Annotated in this window: 13 protein-coding genes; 9 read left to right on the top strand and 4 right to left on the bottom strand. The window is 43.8% G+C overall.

The window, feature by feature from the left end:
* On the bottom strand, positions 1-211 hold a 211-nt coding region (locus tag BLQ57_RS17640; RefSeq protein ID WP_244887421.1), incomplete at its 3' end, for a transposase family protein.
* 390 nt (positions 212-601) lie between these two features.
* Between BLQ57_RS17640 and BLQ57_RS17635 the strand changes: the two genes are divergently transcribed.
* Positions 602-1,102 carry a SixA phosphatase family protein gene (locus tag BLQ57_RS17635; protein WP_087940883.1) on the top strand — a complete coding sequence of 167 codons (501 nt, stop codon included), beginning with the start codon at positions 602-604 and terminating at the stop codon, positions 1,100-1,102.
* Positions 1,103-1,220: 118 nt separating this feature from the next.
* On the opposite strand, the gene BLQ57_RS17630 is transcribed toward BLQ57_RS17635, so the two are convergent.
* A complete protein-coding gene (locus BLQ57_RS17630) occupies positions 1,221-2,453 on the bottom strand; it encodes a 6-bladed beta-propeller (protein WP_169712790.1) in 1,233 nt (410 codons plus the stop codon).
* Positions 2,454-2,851: 398 nt separating this feature from the next.
* Positions 2,852-3,613, bottom strand: a complete 762-nt coding sequence (locus tag BLQ57_RS17620; protein WP_087940886.1) for a DeoR/GlpR family DNA-binding transcription regulator — start codon at positions 3,611-3,613, stop codon at positions 2,852-2,854.
* Positions 3,614-3,725: 112 nt separating this feature from the next.
* Between BLQ57_RS17620 and BLQ57_RS17615 the strand changes: the two genes are divergently transcribed.
* Genes BLQ57_RS17615 through BLQ57_RS17605 form a run of 3 tightly spaced genes read left to right on the top strand, consistent with a single transcriptional unit; the run spans position 3,726 to position 7,577 of the window.
* Positions 3,726-5,291, top strand: coding sequence for a glycerol-3-phosphate dehydrogenase/oxidase (locus BLQ57_RS17615; RefSeq protein WP_087940887.1), 1,566 nt, complete (start codon positions 3,726-3,728; stop codon positions 5,289-5,291).
* A gap of 51 nt (positions 5,292-5,342) precedes the next feature.
* Entirely contained in the window at positions 5,343-6,842 is a 1,500-nt protein-coding gene (gene glpK / locus BLQ57_RS17610; protein ID WP_087940888.1) for a glycerol kinase GlpK, read from the top strand.
* Positions 6,843-7,577, top strand: a complete 735-nt coding sequence (locus tag BLQ57_RS17605) for an MIP/aquaporin family protein (protein ID WP_087940889.1) — start codon at positions 6,843-6,845, stop codon at positions 7,575-7,577. It abuts the gene before it with no gap.
* Between the two features lie 155 nt (positions 7,578-7,732).
* On the opposite strand, the gene BLQ57_RS17600 is transcribed toward BLQ57_RS17605, so the two are convergent.
* Positions 7,733-8,431: an SDR family oxidoreductase gene (locus BLQ57_RS17600; RefSeq protein WP_087940890.1), complete on the bottom strand. Its 699-nt coding sequence runs from the start codon at positions 8,429-8,431 to the stop codon at positions 7,733-7,735.
* A gap of 141 nt (positions 8,432-8,572) precedes the next feature.
* Between BLQ57_RS17600 and BLQ57_RS17595 the strand changes: the two genes are divergently transcribed.
* From BLQ57_RS17595 to gldG, 5 genes are all read left to right on the top strand, one after another.
* On the top strand, positions 8,573-9,859 hold the full coding sequence (locus tag BLQ57_RS17595; protein WP_087940891.1) for an amidohydrolase: 1,287 nt from the start codon (positions 8,573-8,575) through the stop codon (positions 9,857-9,859).
* Between the two features lie 406 nt (positions 9,860-10,265).
* On the top strand, positions 10,266-11,552 hold the full coding sequence (locus BLQ57_RS17590) for an amidohydrolase (protein ID WP_087940892.1): 1,287 nt from the start codon (positions 10,266-10,268) through the stop codon (positions 11,550-11,552).
* 152 nt (positions 11,553-11,704) lie between these two features.
* Positions 11,705-12,610: a gliding motility-associated ABC transporter ATP-binding subunit GldA gene (gene gldA / locus BLQ57_RS17585; RefSeq protein ID WP_087940893.1), complete on the top strand. Its 906-nt coding sequence runs from the start codon at positions 11,705-11,707 to the stop codon at positions 12,608-12,610.
* A gap of 209 nt (positions 12,611-12,819) precedes the next feature.
* A complete protein-coding gene (gldF, locus tag BLQ57_RS17580) occupies positions 12,820-13,539 on the top strand; it encodes a gliding motility-associated ABC transporter permease subunit GldF (RefSeq protein WP_087940894.1) in 720 nt (239 codons plus the stop codon).
* Positions 13,536-15,221 (top strand): gliding motility-associated ABC transporter substrate-binding protein GldG, encoded by a 1,686-nt coding sequence (gene gldG, locus BLQ57_RS17575; protein ID WP_087940895.1) that lies wholly within the window; start codon positions 13,536-13,538, stop codon positions 15,219-15,221. The genes gldF and gldG overlap by 4 nt, the downstream gene beginning before the upstream one ends.
* Positions 15,222-15,232 lie beyond the last annotated feature (11 nt).

The raw sequence follows: 15,232 nt of genomic DNA, 5'->3' as shown, positions 1-15,232 counted from the left end.
CCCAGGGGACTTTTACAGTTTCGGTCTTGCCATCAGCTGTTTGTACTCTGGGAACCCGTGCATGAAGGAAACATTTATGTTGGAAAAAATTGAGATGCTGCCAGGTCCTTTCGACCGTATCATGGGTCTTCCCGTTCGGGAATTTAAAACCCTTCTCGAAGTCAAGATATATATCGATCTGGCCGTGGTGCCCAGCCTCAGGCTTTGTCATTATTATCTCCTTTACATGCCATGGCTTCTCTAGACCTAGGGCCATCTCAAAAATCTGATTGCTGTTCATGAAACTAAAATAGATACTTTCCCTAAATCAGTTTCCAGTTACCCACTATAAATCATCTAGAGCCAAATATTTCAACGAACAAAGCGAGTTTTATTTCCAATGTATTTCACGAAGCGTATTTCAGCCGCGGAAAGATGTTGTATCTCACGAAACGTAGCGAGTCTATTTCACCGAACGAAGTGAGGCATATTTCGTAAGGCGTAGCCGAACATATTTCGCCGCAGGCCTATTTCCAGTGTATTTTGCGAAGCGTATTTCCTCCGAGGAACAAGGCTATATCTTGCCGAAGGCTTATCTTGCAAAGCATACTTTAAATAAATCATGAAAAATCTTATTGTCTTTTTTACCCTTATCGGTTTACTGTCATCCTGCACCTCCCAAAATAAACCCAAAACCATCTACATCGTCCGCCATGCCGAAAAACAATTGGTGGATAACCCCGATCCCGAACTGGCGCAGGTCGGTTATGTGAGGGCCAAAAAGCTAGCCCAGATTCTCGAAAACCAAGAAATCAAGCATGTCTTTAGCACGGATTATAGACGAACGCGTATGACTGTGCAGCCGAGCGCTCAGCAAGCAGGCCTTGAGATTCAGTCCTATGACCCCAGCAACCATGATGCGCTTGTGGAGCAATTGCGAAGCTTAGAAGGCAATATCCTCGTCGTCGGACACAGCAATACAGTCAGTCAACTAGCCAATTACTTTGTGGGAGAAGGAGAAAAATACGAAGACCTTCAGGATATTGAATATGATTTTATCTATGAGGTGATCTTAGAGAAAAACGGAAGTTCGGTGGTGAGGAAGCTGTATAGGGATTATTAAACCACCCAGACCTCTATCCCCTTCTCTTCCAGTTTCTCTCGGTAGATTTCCGGAATCCCCGAATCGGTAATGATGACGTCGATGTCTTCCAGTTCGCAGATTTTTCCTTCCCCATTGATTATTTGAATTCCATAATCAATAAAGCTGGCTGGTCAAAATCCACAACATTATCCAAAAAATTAGAAAGATCAGGAGTTAAATTGCCTTGCTTTTCCAAGGAGGTTTTAAACTTCTCAATCCCAATATTTCTTAGTTGATTAAGTTTTATAACTGATATCGCCTCATCTTCGAAGGAGGAAATAGGAAAAGAAAAAAAAGATAAACCGGGGACATCGAAATCAAATTCAGCCCCATAAAATCGCTCCTTAGTGTCTATCGTTTCAAAATAATGAAACGATTTCCCTCCAAATCTTCGGAATTCCAATCCGAAAATTTGACTAGTAACAAAGCTTCCCCCATGAGAAAAGAACTTCTTATCCTCTTTCCTATCGTCTACAAATAAAAGTCCATCCCCGACAAGATCATGCTTTTTAATACCATCTTGAAGCTCGAGTGAAACCAATTGACTTAATACTTTTTCTTTGCTATTAATCTTGAAAAATTCATTTCCAAATCGAGGTAAGAGATAAATGTCATGCCCATCTGAGGAGAAATAATCTCTTGAAAAATAATTTCCATATGTTTCGAGTTCTTCATCAACACTAAAACAAGATTTAACTTCAAACCCAGAATTTAAAACAAAATATCTGCACCCTCTACCCCCTTCAAGATGATCATTGGGAAGGTTTGCTGTGTAAAAAAGATATTCATCAGTAAAAGTCTTCCTAAAATTTTGAGCTCTTATGGGAATTTTGAACTCTTCAATAAACCTACCACTGAAATCAAAAACCAACATTTTGGAGAGCTTTCCGTCAAATAGTAAAATTTGTTTTTTTTCTCGATCTATATCAAAATCATAAATCTCTAAAAATTCTCTTGGTCCCTCTCCTGATTTTTCAAGGTAAACCAGCTCATTACCAGTTCTCCTTTCAAAAACTTGAAGAGTGTTAGTGAGATATTGATCCATTACAAAAATCAAAGAATCAGTAAATAAAATCTTATCAATATCACCTAATAAATGACCTTCTTGATTTTTCAACTGCAGATATGAAAATTCTGAAATCAAATCCGAAAGATGAATATCCTTACCTATTTCACTCTGATCTATATTTACTTGATTGCTTTTGTCCAGGATTTTTAAATCAGTTTGTGAAATTGAATTAGTCGAAACCCAATCAAACTTTTGGTTTGAATTCTCATTTTCAAGCTGATTGGAATCTTTACACCCAAAGAATGAAATAAGCATGCTCATAATGAGCATGCTTTTTTTGTTAATAAAACTCATATTTAAGAACAATCAGATGACCAACACCAACTATCACCATCTTTACAGACCCGTTTAGTTCCCTGCCATGTTTCTGAAAATTCGACTTCTACCCCTTCTTCTAATCCGAGGGTATAAGTTAGAGTTGCTGTACAATCCCTTTCTTGGGGAGTCCACCAAAATGCATAAGAATTAGAAATCCCAAGTAGACTAAGGCCTAGACTTAAAGATAAAATTTTAACAATTTTCATGTTTATAAAATTGATATTAAAGATCAAATTCCAGCTTGGCCGATAGCTGCGAATAAGAAAAAACCGGCTTAAAATCTTTATCTGCCTAAAACTATTTTTTTTTGCGAAACTCCAAAATTAATTTGAAATTTTTTCTCAAACCACCCACACCTCTATCCCCTTCTCTTCCAGTTTCTCTCGGTAGATTTCCGGAATCCCCGAATCGGTAATGATGACGTCGATGTCTTCCAGTTCGCAGATTTTCCCAAAGCCTTTCCGACCAAATTTCTGACTGTCGGCTAGCACTATCGTCTTCTGCACCGACCGGATCATCTCGGCATTCAGATGGGCTTCCATCATATTGGACGTGGTCAAGCCATGCTCTAAGCTGATCCCATCCACACTTAAGAAAAGCTTGCTACAGGCAAAACTCTTCAACATTTCTTCCGCAAAATGCCCCACCGCAGAGCTGCTACTCTTCCTCACCACACCTCCAAGTTGCACGAGCTCCAGCTCCGTCGTATCGATCAGTGCCAAGGCCACATTCATTGCAGACGTTAGTACGGTAAGTGGATAATTTCGCGGAATCGCCTGGGCAAAAGTTCCCACCGTGGTACCTGAACCGATGATAATTGCCTCATTGAGCTCCAAGAAATCCAAAGCCTTTTCCGCAATTTTTCTTTTTTCCTCCACCTGCTCCAGCTTCTTGACCTGAACAGAGCGATCCGAAACATATGGGGAAACCGAAGTGGCACTCCCATGAGATCGAAAAAGCAAGCCTTTATCTTCGAGCAGTTTGAGATCTTTGCGTACGGTCACCATCGTCACGTTGAGCTCCTTAGCCAAGTCCGAGACGGTCACCAGTCCCGTTTTCTCCAACTGATCTAAAATATAGCGATGTCGTTCTGCCAGTGTCATTTGAGTTGAATTTTTTACTAAATTAAAAAAAGAAAGGAAAAGCGAAGGAAAAATAAATATTTACTTTCCTTTTATTTCTTTTTACTTTCTTTAATTTCTATTTTTGATTCAAATGAAAAGAGAAGAAAACTTAAAACAATTAGCAAACAGTTCTAAAACTTGGGACATCGCCGTGATTGGAGGAGGCTCCTCAGGCTTGGGGGTTGCTCTGGATGCGATTTCCAGAGGACTTTCTGTGATTCTGTTAGAAAAGTCAGATTTTGCCAAAGGCACCTCCAGCCGAAGCACCAAACTGGTGCATGGTGGCGTGCGCTATCTGGCTCAAGGCGATGTAGGACTCGTATTAGAGGCGCTCAAAGAGCGAGGCAAACTCTTGCAAAATGCCCCCCATCTTACCCAAAACCAGCCTTTTATTATCCCAATTTACACATGGTTTGATCGGGTGCAGTACAGCGTAGGACTGAAAATCTACGATTGGATGGCAGGAAAGCTACGCTTGGGGAAAAGTCGATTTATTTCAAAAGCTGAAACCATCAAGCGACTTCCAGCTGTCCAGCAAAAAGGACTCAAGGGCGGGGTAGTCTATCATGACGGCCAGTTTGATGATGCCAGACTTGCTTTATCCATTGCCATGACGGCCGATGATGCCGGCGCCTGCATTCTCAACTATACCGCAGTAAAGGGATTGGTCAAAGACGAAAATGGAATAATTACCGGATTGAAAGTTCGGGACGAACTAGACCGGAAGAACTATACCCTCAAAGCAAAAATGGTGGTCAATGCCACGGGAGTTTTTGCCGATAAAATTCTCCAGATGGACAAGCCAGGATCAGCTAAAATGATCCAACCCAGTCAAGGGATTCACTTGGTGATGGACTTGGATTTTTTAGGCGGAAAAGACGCCCTGATGATCCCAAAAACAAGAGATGGACGGGTGCTTTTTGCTGTGCCTTGGCATGGCAAACTGGTCGTGGGCACTACAGATACCCTACGGGAAAAAGCCAAATTGGAACCCGAAGCACTTCAAAAAGAAATTGATTTTGTGCTGGAAACTGCCGCCGGTTACTTGACTAAAGCTCCTACGCGTGCCGATGTCAAAGCGGTTTTCGCTGGACTACGCCCTTTGGCTCGACCGAAAGAGGAAGGTGCAAAAACCAAAGAAATCTCCCGCTCTCATAAAGTTATCGTTTCGGAAAGCAATCTGGTTACCCTGACGGGAGGAAAATGGACCACTTTCCGAAAAATGGGAGAGGACACAGTGTCTCATTTTCAGGAAATTACGCAAGAACTTTTAGCTCCAAGCGAATCCTTTGAAATGAAACTCCACGGGCATACCACCCACGTACCGGATGGTCACTGGTCCGGATATGGATCAGATGCCAAGGCTATTCAGGAGCTGGTAAAAAGTCAGCCTGAATTGGGAGAAAAAATTCACCCTGACTTCCCCAATATCCTAGCCGAGGTCGTCTGGGCCGTTCGAGAAGAAATGGCTGTCAAAGTTGAGGATGTGCTTTCCAGAAGAATTCGCATGCTGATCTTAGATGCACAGGCGGCTCTAGATTCCGCAGAAAAAGTCGCGAGACTGATGGCAGAGCAACTTCAAAAAGACGAAAATTGGATTGAGCAAGAGCTGGAAGATTTTAGAAAAGTGGCTGAAAAGTATTTAATTAAAGGCTAATTGCCGTTTCTGAAGAAAGCGAAAGTTTGAAAATCATCAATTAACCCGATAATGACCCAAAACAAACCCTACATCATGGCCCTCGACCAAGGAACTACAAGTTCGAGAGCCATTATTTTTGACAAAAAGGGGCAGATTGTCTCCGTTGCCCAAAAAGAGTTCAAGCAGCATTTTCCCAAACAAGGATGGGTAGAGCATGATCCGGAGGAAATCTGGAAAACCCAATCCTCCGTCATGATTGAATCCATGGTGGACAAGGGAATACCTGTAGATCAAATCGCTGCTATCGGCATCACCAATCAGCGGGAAACTACCATCGTTTGGGACCGGAAGACCGGCAAACCTTTATTCAATGCCATCGTCTGGCAGGACAGGCGAACAGCTGATTTTTGCGATAGCTTAAAAGAAAAAGGTCATGCTGAACTCATCGCTTCGAAAACAGGGCTGATCATCGACGCTTACTTTTCGGGGACTAAAATCCGCTGGATTCTAGAAAATATAAAGGGGGCCAGGGAAAAAGCAGAAGCTGGGGAGTTAGCTTTTGGTACGGTTGATTCTTGGTTGATTTGGAAGCTCACCAAAGGAGAAAAGCACCTGACCGACATCACTAATGCAAGTCGTACCATGCTCTTTAATATTCATACACAAGAATGGGATGATGAACTCTGTGAATTGCTAGAAATCCCCAAATCCATGCTGCCTGAGGTAAGAAGCTGCTCGGAAGTATACTGTGAAACTGCCGGAGATGTCTTGCGAAGCAAAATTCCCATTGCAGGAATCGCAGGAGATCAGCAGGCGGCACTTTTTGGACAGTTTTGTACAGAACCTGGCATGGCAAAAACGACCTATGGCACGGGTTGCTTTTTGGTGATGAACACAGGAAAAGAAGCGGTTAGATCAGAGAACAAACTCCTGACGACTGTGGCTTGGAAAATCGGCGATGAGATCAACTATGCACTAGAAGGCTCGGTTTTTATCGGCGGGGCCGCCATTCAATGGCTACGGGATGGAATCGAACTCTTTGGTCATGCCAAGGAATCTGAAGAACTTGCCATGAGCCTACCGGATAATGAGGGCGTGTATTTCGTACCGGCATTGGCAGGATTAGGCGCGCCTCATTGGGATCAGGATGCTCGGGGAGCCTTTTTTGGAATTACAAGAGGTACAACCATCGCCCATTTTACCCGAGCAGCATTGGAGGCTATTGCCTATCAGGTGTATGATGTACTCAAAGCAATGGAAAAAGATGCGGGAGAGAAAACCAAAGAACTCCGGGTGGACGGCGGAGCAACGGCAAATAATTTTCTGATGCAGTTCCAATCAGATCTACTCGAATGCGAAATCAAAAGACCCCAAATCATCGAAACCACTGCCATCGGTGCGGCTTTTCTGGCGGGTCTAGCCGTAGGATTCTGGAAAGATCGGGAGGAAATCAAAGAATTGTGGCAAGCAGATAAAAGCTTCCAACCTCAGATGGAGGATGAAAAAAGGGAAAATTTATTGCATTTTTGGCACAAAGCAGTCGAACGATCAAAAAACTGGGTAGAATAAATGAATCCTTACATCGCAGAAATAATTGGTACCGGACTGCTTATCCTTTTAGGTTCGGGAGTGGTCGCCAATGTCGTTTTACCACAAACCAAAGGAAATAATGGTGGTTGGCTGGTCATCACCACTGCTTGGGCGTTGGCCGTATTTACAGGTGTAGTGGTAGCGGCACCTTATAGTGGGGCACATTTGAATCCCGCAGTGACAGTAGGCTTGGCTTTGGCAGGTAAATTTGACTGGGCTATGGCTCCTGGCTATATTGGGGCTCAGATTTTCGGGGCTGCCATAGGTGCATTTCTTTCTTGGCTCATGCACATCGACCATTTCAAGGCGACTTCAGACCCCGGAGAAATCGCAGCTCCCTTTGGAACAAGTCCAGCCATTCGAAATCTAAAAAACAACTTTATCTCAGAAGTGATCGGTACCTTTGTTTTGATTTTTGTGATCCTCTATATCACTGGAGCGGAAATCGCTGATGAAAATCAAACTCCCATTGGACTGGGCTCTATTGGAGCTATACCCGTCGCATTTTTGGTTTGGGTGATTGGTCTATCGTTGGGAGGTACCACCGGCTATGCCATTAATCCGGCTCGGGATTTAGGTCCCCGGATTATTCATCAAATCTTGCCCATCAAAGGAAAAGGGGATTCAGATTGGGGATATGCCTGGGTTCCATTTTTCGGTCCCATTGTAGGTGCTGCCTTGGCTGCAGGTTTGTATTTTATAGTTGGGTTTTAGTGTAAAAAAAGGCTGTCTCATAAATAGTTTTTTTTCAGCTTGAGTACTTGAGAGACGAGAGTCTCGAAATCGAAAGCATTTCAAGCACCTTGGATTACATTTCGACTTCGCTCAATGTGACAAGCTTTTCTTTGGAAACAGCCTTTTATTCTCTTTTACTTTTTACCTCTTGGGCGAAGTGGCCTACACTCCACATCTGCCACAAAATAATTGGGATGGGTTTCCAAAGTCTGCAGCATAGTGGTTGCCACATCAACAGGTCGCATCATATTTTCGTGCGCTTGCATTCCCTCGATATCATCAAAGAAATTGGTTTGAATCGAGCCCGGATAAATCGTCGAAACTTTGATCCCAAAATCTCTCAACTCCATGTAGAGCGAATGCGAAATTCCCCGCACCGCATGCTTGGTTCCCACATACCCGGCAAATTGATTGACACCGTTTAATCCAGCGATCGAGGCGACGTTAAGAATGTGTCCCTCATCTGCTTTTTTCATCCCGGGGATCAAACGCTTCGTCGTGTAAAAAATCCCATGCACATTGGTGTCAAACATGGCCTTCCAGTCAGCTGTAGAAAAAGTCTCTGTAGGTCCTGCCACGCCAAAACCGGCATTATTGACCAAAATTCGGATATCCGTCCCCAGTTTTTGGGTGGTTGACCGAAATGCGTTTTCCACAGATTCTTCCTGAGAAACATCACAGGTGAAAAAGTGGAAATTAGGATGGACTAATTCGGGTTCCGTTCTTCCCCAACCAGCGACTATCACTTCTTTTTCTAATAGTAACTTGACCAATTCTAAGCCGATGCCTTTGCTCACTCCTGTGACTACAGCAATTTTATTTTTTAATTCCATAATTTTTCCTTTACCTCTTAAAACACAAAGCAGAGAATTGGTTCGATCAATAATGAATTTATTCAGCCCAAACCCAAATCATTGGCAAAAACCTATAAATTGCCAGACTGAAGAAAAACCTAGCATCAACCCACTAATCTTATGAAAAAATTAATTTTACCCTTATTTCTTATGGCAAGTGTGGCATTTGGCCAATCTAGCCTTAGACCGACGATCGATCAAAAAGCCCAAGATATTGAGTCCAAAGTCATCGAATGGCGTCGTGACATCCATCAAAATCCTGAGCTGGGAAATCAAGAATTCCAAACTGCAAAAAAGGTGGCAGATCATCTTCGCTCTTTGGGCATAGAAGTGACCGAGGAGGTAGCCATCACTGGAGTAGTTGGCTATCTTAGAGGTGGGAAGCCCGGGCCCACTGTAGCCTTGCGGGCCGACATGGATGCTCTTCCGGTAACTGAGCGGGTTGATTTACCCTTCAAGTCCACAGTGACCACCACCTACAATGGACAGGAAACAGGAGTCATGCACGCTTGCGGACACGATACCCATGTGGCAATTCTCATGGGAGTGGCGGAGATTCTGGCCAGCATGAAGGATGAATTGAAGGGGAATGTGAAGTTTATCTTTCAACCTGCAGAAGAAGGCATCAATGAGCCGGGTGTGGCCACTTGGGGCGCTAAACAGATGGTCGAAGAAGGGGTCATGGAGGATGTTGATGCAGTATTTGGGCTGCACATTGGCTCCCAAATGGAAGTCGGTAAAATTGGATATCGATCTGGTCCAGCCTTGGCCGGTGTGGACGAGCTAGAAATCACGGTACAGGGCACCCAGGCCCATGGTGCTTCTCCTTGGTCAGGGGTGGACCCAATCGTCACCTCTGCTCAAATCATCAACGGTTTACAGACCATCATCGCCCGTAATGTAAATATTACTCAAGCTCCTGCCATCGTCACCATTGGGGCGATTCATGGAGGGATCCGACACAATATCATACCGGAAAAAGTGGATATGATCGGAACTATCCGGACTTTTGGAGATGAGCAGCAGGCACTTGTCCACAAAAGAATCACCGAAATAGCTACTCATATTGCTGAGAGTGCTGGCGCAAAAGCCGATGTACGTATCAAAAAAATGTACCCTGCCACGGTAAATGATCCAGAGCTTACCGAAAAAATGGGGCCAACCATTCTCGCTGCAGCAGGGGAAGGAAATGTGCTCACTAATCCCCTGATCACAGGTGCGGAAGACTTCAGCTTCTATCAGCGTGAGAAACCAGGACTATTTGTATCCCTCGGGGGAATGAAAAAAGGAGGCGATCCCACCAAGACCCCTTCTCATCATACTCCTGATTTTTACATTGACGAAAGTGGTTTCATCCTAGGCTTAAAGGTGATGAGTTATTTTGTGGTGGATTATATGAATCAATAAAAGGTATTTTTATTTTCCAAAACGATAAAGAAAAGTGACTGGAGTCTGTCTCATAAGTTCATTTTATCCTATTGAGCACTTGAGAGCCGGTTGTCTCCAAATCGGAATATGTGTTGACCCGCTAAATAAGAGCTTAGACTATGCTCCACAACAAAAAAATTCTAATTGGTGTCAGGCTGAGTGGAGTCAAATTATTGTCAGGCTGAGCGAAGTCGAGGTACTGTCATGCTGAGCGAAGTCGAACCATTGTCAGGCTGAGCGGAGTCGAAGCCCTTCTTCTTTTTTTTCGAAATAACACACTTCGACTCTGCTCGGGCAAACCATAGAAGACTTTTTGAGACAGCCTCTTTCATTGAAAGGGAAAGTGTTTTCGTATATTTAAAAGTTACAACCTCACCATCTGAATATGAAAAATATATTTATCCTCTTTTTCTTCTTCTCAATCTCAGCCTTTGGCCAGAGCCATCTTCGATCAGAAATCGATCAAAAAGCCAATGAAATTGAATCCAAAGTCATCGAATGGCGAAGAGATTTTCATAAATATCCCGAGTTGGGAAATCAGGAAGTCCGAACAGCTAAGATAGTAGCAGACCACCTTCGCTCCTTAGGAATGGAAGTCACCGAAAATGTAGCCGTCACAGGAGTAGTAGGTGTATTAAAAGGCGGAAAACCTGGCCCCATGGTAGCTTTACGCGCAGATATGGACGCATTACCCGTCACGGAGCGAAATGACCTCCCCTTTAAATCAGTCAATACGGCCACTTACAACGGACAAGAAACCGGCGTCATGCATGCCTGTGGACACGATTCGCATGTGGCGATTTTGATGGGGGTGGCCGAAGTAATGGCAGGGATGAAAGATGAGTTGAAAGGCTCTGTTAAATTTATTTTCCAACCTGCCGAAGAAGGAGTTTTCGATGCGGATATTTTTGGCGCAGAGCTGATGGTCAAAGAAGGCGTCATGGAAGATGTAGATGCTATCTTTGGTTTACATATTTGGTCGCAGATTGAAGCGGGAAAAATCGGATACCGATCCGGACCATTCATGGCTGCTGTGGACAATCTGAACGTGACTATATCAGGCACACAAGCTCATGGAGCGACCCCATGGTCAAGTGTGGACCCCATCGTCACTGCTTCCCAAGCAGTCATGGGATTACAGACTATCCTGTCCAGAAATGTCAATATCACCGAAAACCCAGCCGTGGTCACCATAGGGGCAATTCACGGCGGAATCAGACATAACATTATCCCCGAGGAAGTAAAAATGATCGGAACGATCCGAACTTTCGGCGACGAACAGCAGGTACTCGTACATCGTCGCATCACAGAAGTCATTACCCATATTGCAGAAAGTGCCGGAGCAAAAGCTGATGTGCAGATCGAAAAACTCTACCCCTCCACGGTAAATCCGCCTGAGCTCACCCAGAAAATCACGCCTTCTATGATCGCCGCTGCCGGAGAAGAAAATGTCATCGCCATGCCACCTACCACTGGAGCGGAGGATTTTAGCTTTTTCCAGCGAGAAAAGCCCGGGTTCTTCATCTTTCTAGGAGGAATGAAAAAAGGTGGAGATCCGTTGACTACCCCTTCACATCACACACCTGATTTCTTCATTGATGAAAGTGGATTTATTCTCGGAGTTCGTGCATTAAGCTATTTCGCAGTAGATTACATGGAGGGATTGGATTAATCCCTTCCATTTCCGACTGGAATTAGAACGTGAAAGGTTTTTAAAAATCTTGCCTTTCGATGCTCATTGTCTATTTTTGTCCTAGACCTTCTCAACCGGGTTTTTGCCCTTTGCCATGCGGGTGAACTCCCGGTTGGTCTCTTTTATCGCCTATGTCCTTAGAAGTCTCTCAATTATGTAAAAATTACGGTTCCCAAAAAGCCTTGGATGAAGTTTCATTCACGGCCGAAAAAGGAAGGATTTTGGGATTTTTAGGCCCCAATGGAGCAGGCAAATCCACCACAATGAAGATCATCACGGGATACATCCCTGCTGATGGTGGTCAGGTTAAAGTTCTTGGAGAAGACGCTTTGCTCCATCCCAAAAAGTTGGCTCCTTTGATCGGCTACTTACCAGAGAAAAACCCCCTCTATTCAGACATGTATGTCAGAGAATTTCTGGCTTTTGCCGGGGGCTTATATGGACTTTCAGGTAGTCGATTACAGGCTCGACTGCAAGAAATGCTTGAGAAAACTGGATTATTACCGGAGCAACACAAGAAAATTGGGCAACTTTCCAAAGGCTATCAGCAGCGGGTAGGCTTGGCAAAAGCACTTATTCACGATCCTAAAGTGGTGATTCTGGATGAACCTACGACCGGTCTCGACCCCAATCAGCTGGCTGATATCCGAATGCTGATCCAAGAAGTCGCTCAGGACAAAACACTTATCCTTTCCACTCACATCATGCAGGAGGTCGAAGCTATTTGCAAAGATGTCGTCATCATTAATAAAGGTAAAATCTTAGCGGCGGACAGCTTAGAAAACCTTCAATCCAATCATCAAGAAATTCAGCTGATTTTGGAAACGGAGGAAGAGTTAGAGTTGGAATGGTTTGAACAGTTGGGGCAAGCTCAATTTGGAAAAAAAGGAAAAAAGGAAATCCGAATTCAAGTAAAGGATGCCGTTCAGTCCCGTAAAGCGATTTTAATTCTTTTGCAAGAACGGGACCTTACCCTAGTTAATCTCGGACAGTCTAAGAAAAATCTGGAAGAATTATTTAGAGAAATCACGAAATGAAATCGAGTACGACGCAAGCGACACACAGTGGGATGCCCCGATGGATCGGGGAATGCTTGCGAAGATTCCATAGCCTGCCCCGACTATTCGGGGTGGCCATTAAAAATCAAATTATAAACACATGAAATCGAGCATGACGTACCCGTCACACACCGGGATGATTATAATTGCGAGATTCCATGTGACCGCTAAAAGACAATTATAAACACATGAAAAGCCTCTTTTTGAAAGAAATCAACGCGTTTTTCGGTAGCCTATTGGGCTACTTGATTTTGGCGATGTTTCTGGTGGCCATGGGATTGATCGTTTGGGTTTTTCCAGAAACAAGTGTTTTAGATTATGGCTACGCGGATTTAGAACCTCTTTTCACCTATACTCCTTACGTTTTCACGTTTTTGATCCCTGCACTTTCGATGCGGGCAATAGCAGAGGAGCGAAAAAATAATACATGGGAATTATTGAGAACCTCTCCCCTGTCTTTAATTCAAATTATCCTTGCAAAATACCTGGCTTTACTGCTTTTGATTTTACTTGCAGTGATTCCTACCCTAGTTTATTATTTCAGCATCATACAGTTGGGAGAGCCTGCTGGTAATTTGGATCAGGCTGGTTTTTTTGGAAGTTGGATTGGCTTGCTAATGATCGGAGCTGTGTTTGGTGCGGTAGGCATATTTTCCTCTTCCCTGAGCACACAGCAAGTAGTGGCCTTTGTTTTAGGCGTATTTCTGTGTTTCGTGCTTTACTTTGGGTTTTCCGCTTTGGCTGATCTTTCACTCGGTGCTTGGTCCTACTGGATAGAAGAAATCAGCTTGAGCTTTCATTACATCAACTTGAGCCGTGGGGTGATTGATTCGGGGGATATCTTCTTTCTGATTGGGATGATCTGGTTGTTTTTGGGATTGTCAGTTTTAGTCTTGAAAAACAAATGAAGCCACTACGCCAACATAGCCTTTTTCATTTAGGACTCCTTTTTGGGGGCCTTTTCTTGCTTTTTTTGTTAAGCCAATTTCTGGTATTTCGAATTGATCTTACAGAAGAAAAGCGCTACTCTCTCCACCCTGCCTCTGAGGAGATTTTGTCAGAAATCCAAGAACCTCTTCATGTAGAAATCTTACTGACCGGAGAAAACCTTCCCGGTGGAATGCGCCGCTTGCAAAAATCAATTGAAGAAACGGTTCGTACTTTTAATGCCTATAGCCCTGAAAAAATCACCTTTTCCTATTTTGACCCCCTGACACTTCCCGCTGAGGAGCAGGAAGATTTCGTCGTAGACTTGGCCAACTACGGCATCAATCCTACCAATTTGCGCATCAGACAAACCGGTGGACAGCGTACTGAGTTGGTATTTCCAGGCATCTTGGTTTACAATGAGGAATATGAAACCGGAGCACTCATTCTTAAAGGGGAAATGGGCATGAGCGAAGATCAAATCCTCAATCAGTCCATTGAAAACCTAGAATTTGAACTGGCCAATGCTATCCGAAAACTAACCCAGTCTGGCGAGAATGCCCTTGCAATGATTATGGGGCATGGTGAAATGAGCGAGGATGAGGGGTATGGATTAGTCGAGGCGCTTGATGGGGATTTTGAAGTCTTTAAGGTCCCGCTAGAGCAGGCAAGAACTGTGGAAGACCTCATCAATTTTAAAATCCTATTTATTCAAGGACCCAGAGCATCATTTTCTGAGCGGGAAATTTACCTTCTCGATCAATATGTCATGCACGGAGGAAACCTAGTCGTACTAACAGATGGCACAGCTGTAGATGTTTCCCAAGCAGGTGGCAATGACGGTACTTTAGCGATGCCATTTGAAAACGGATTGGAAAATTTGCTTTTCAAGTATGGTGTTCGGGTCAATAAAGACCTTATTCAGGATCTAAATTTTGGTTATTTTCCCGTGGTAGGTGGAAATTTTGGAGATCAGGAACAGCTTGTACCCTTGCCTTGGCCCTTTTATATTCAAGCCACCCGTATGCAATCCCACCCTGTCACCAAGGGACTAGATGTGGTCTATCTTCGATTTGCCAGTAGCCTCGATACGGTGATGGCAAAAGGCATCAAAAAAACGCCTTTGCTTTTCAGTTCTGATAATTCCCGAGTTTTGCCGGCTCCAGTTCGAGTCGGCTTTCGAGACATGGAGCAAGAGCCTGATTTGAATGCCTATAACCAGAAGCGCCTCCCTCTTGCTTACCTATTGGAGGGAGAGTTTACTTCTTTATTTAAAAATCGTTTTCTTCCCGAAGGATTTGATCCACAAGGCTTCAAAGAAAGTGGAGAAGGAAAAGTGGTCGTCATAGGAGACGGAGAGATTTTTCAAAGTCAAGCTGACCCTGTCACTGGAAGTCCACTCAACTTAGGCGATGACCCATTCAATCAGGTGATTTTTGCAAATAAGTTATTCTTGCGAAATCTCAGTCAATACCTCACCAATCCTGAGGGAATCATTGCCAGCCGTACGAGGAGTTTTCAGATTCGTCCACTCAACCGTGCCAAAATCGCCCAACAAAAGAGCTATTGGCAGCTTATCAATGTTTTAGGACCTGTTTTAAGCCTCTTGATGATCGGCTCATTGATATCATTTTTCCGCCGGAGAAAATATTCAAAAAAATAAACGAGGGAAAA

Origin of the sequence: Algoriphagus faecimaris, from assembly GCF_900101705.1 — a bacterium.
Lineage (GTDB): Bacteria > Bacteroidota > Bacteroidia > Cytophagales > Cyclobacteriaceae > Algoriphagus > Algoriphagus faecimaris.
This window is presented reverse-complemented; position numbering and strand designations above follow the sequence as displayed.

Coding starts and splice junctions, on each gene's coding strand:
- BLQ57_RS17635 (WP_087940883.1), top strand. CDS start 602: ATGAAAAATCTTATTGTCTTTTTTACCCTTATCGGTTTACTGTCATCC.
- BLQ57_RS17630 (WP_169712790.1), bottom strand. CDS start 2,453: ATGAGCATGCTTATTTCATTCTTTGGGTGTAAAGATTCCAATCAGCTT.
- BLQ57_RS17620 (WP_087940886.1), bottom strand. CDS start 3,613: ATGACACTGGCAGAACGACATCGCTATATTTTAGATCAGTTGGAGAAA.
- BLQ57_RS17615 (WP_087940887.1), top strand. CDS start 3,726: ATGAAAAGAGAAGAAAACTTAAAACAATTAGCAAACAGTTCTAAAACT.
- glpK (WP_087940888.1), top strand. CDS start 5,343: ATGACCCAAAACAAACCCTACATCATGGCCCTCGACCAAGGAACTACA.
- BLQ57_RS17605 (WP_087940889.1), top strand. CDS start 6,843: ATGAATCCTTACATCGCAGAAATAATTGGTACCGGACTGCTTATCCTT.
- BLQ57_RS17600 (WP_087940890.1), bottom strand. CDS start 8,431: ATGGAATTAAAAAATAAAATTGCTGTAGTCACAGGAGTGAGCAAAGGC.
- BLQ57_RS17595 (WP_087940891.1), top strand. CDS start 8,573: ATGAAAAAATTAATTTTACCCTTATTTCTTATGGCAAGTGTGGCATTT.
- BLQ57_RS17590 (WP_087940892.1), top strand. CDS start 10,266: ATGAAAAATATATTTATCCTCTTTTTCTTCTTCTCAATCTCAGCCTTT.
- gldA (WP_087940893.1), top strand. CDS start 11,705: ATGTCCTTAGAAGTCTCTCAATTATGTAAAAATTACGGTTCCCAAAAA.
- gldF (WP_087940894.1), top strand. CDS start 12,820: ATGAAAAGCCTCTTTTTGAAAGAAATCAACGCGTTTTTCGGTAGCCTA.
- gldG (WP_087940895.1), top strand. CDS start 13,536: ATGAAGCCACTACGCCAACATAGCCTTTTTCATTTAGGACTCCTTTTT.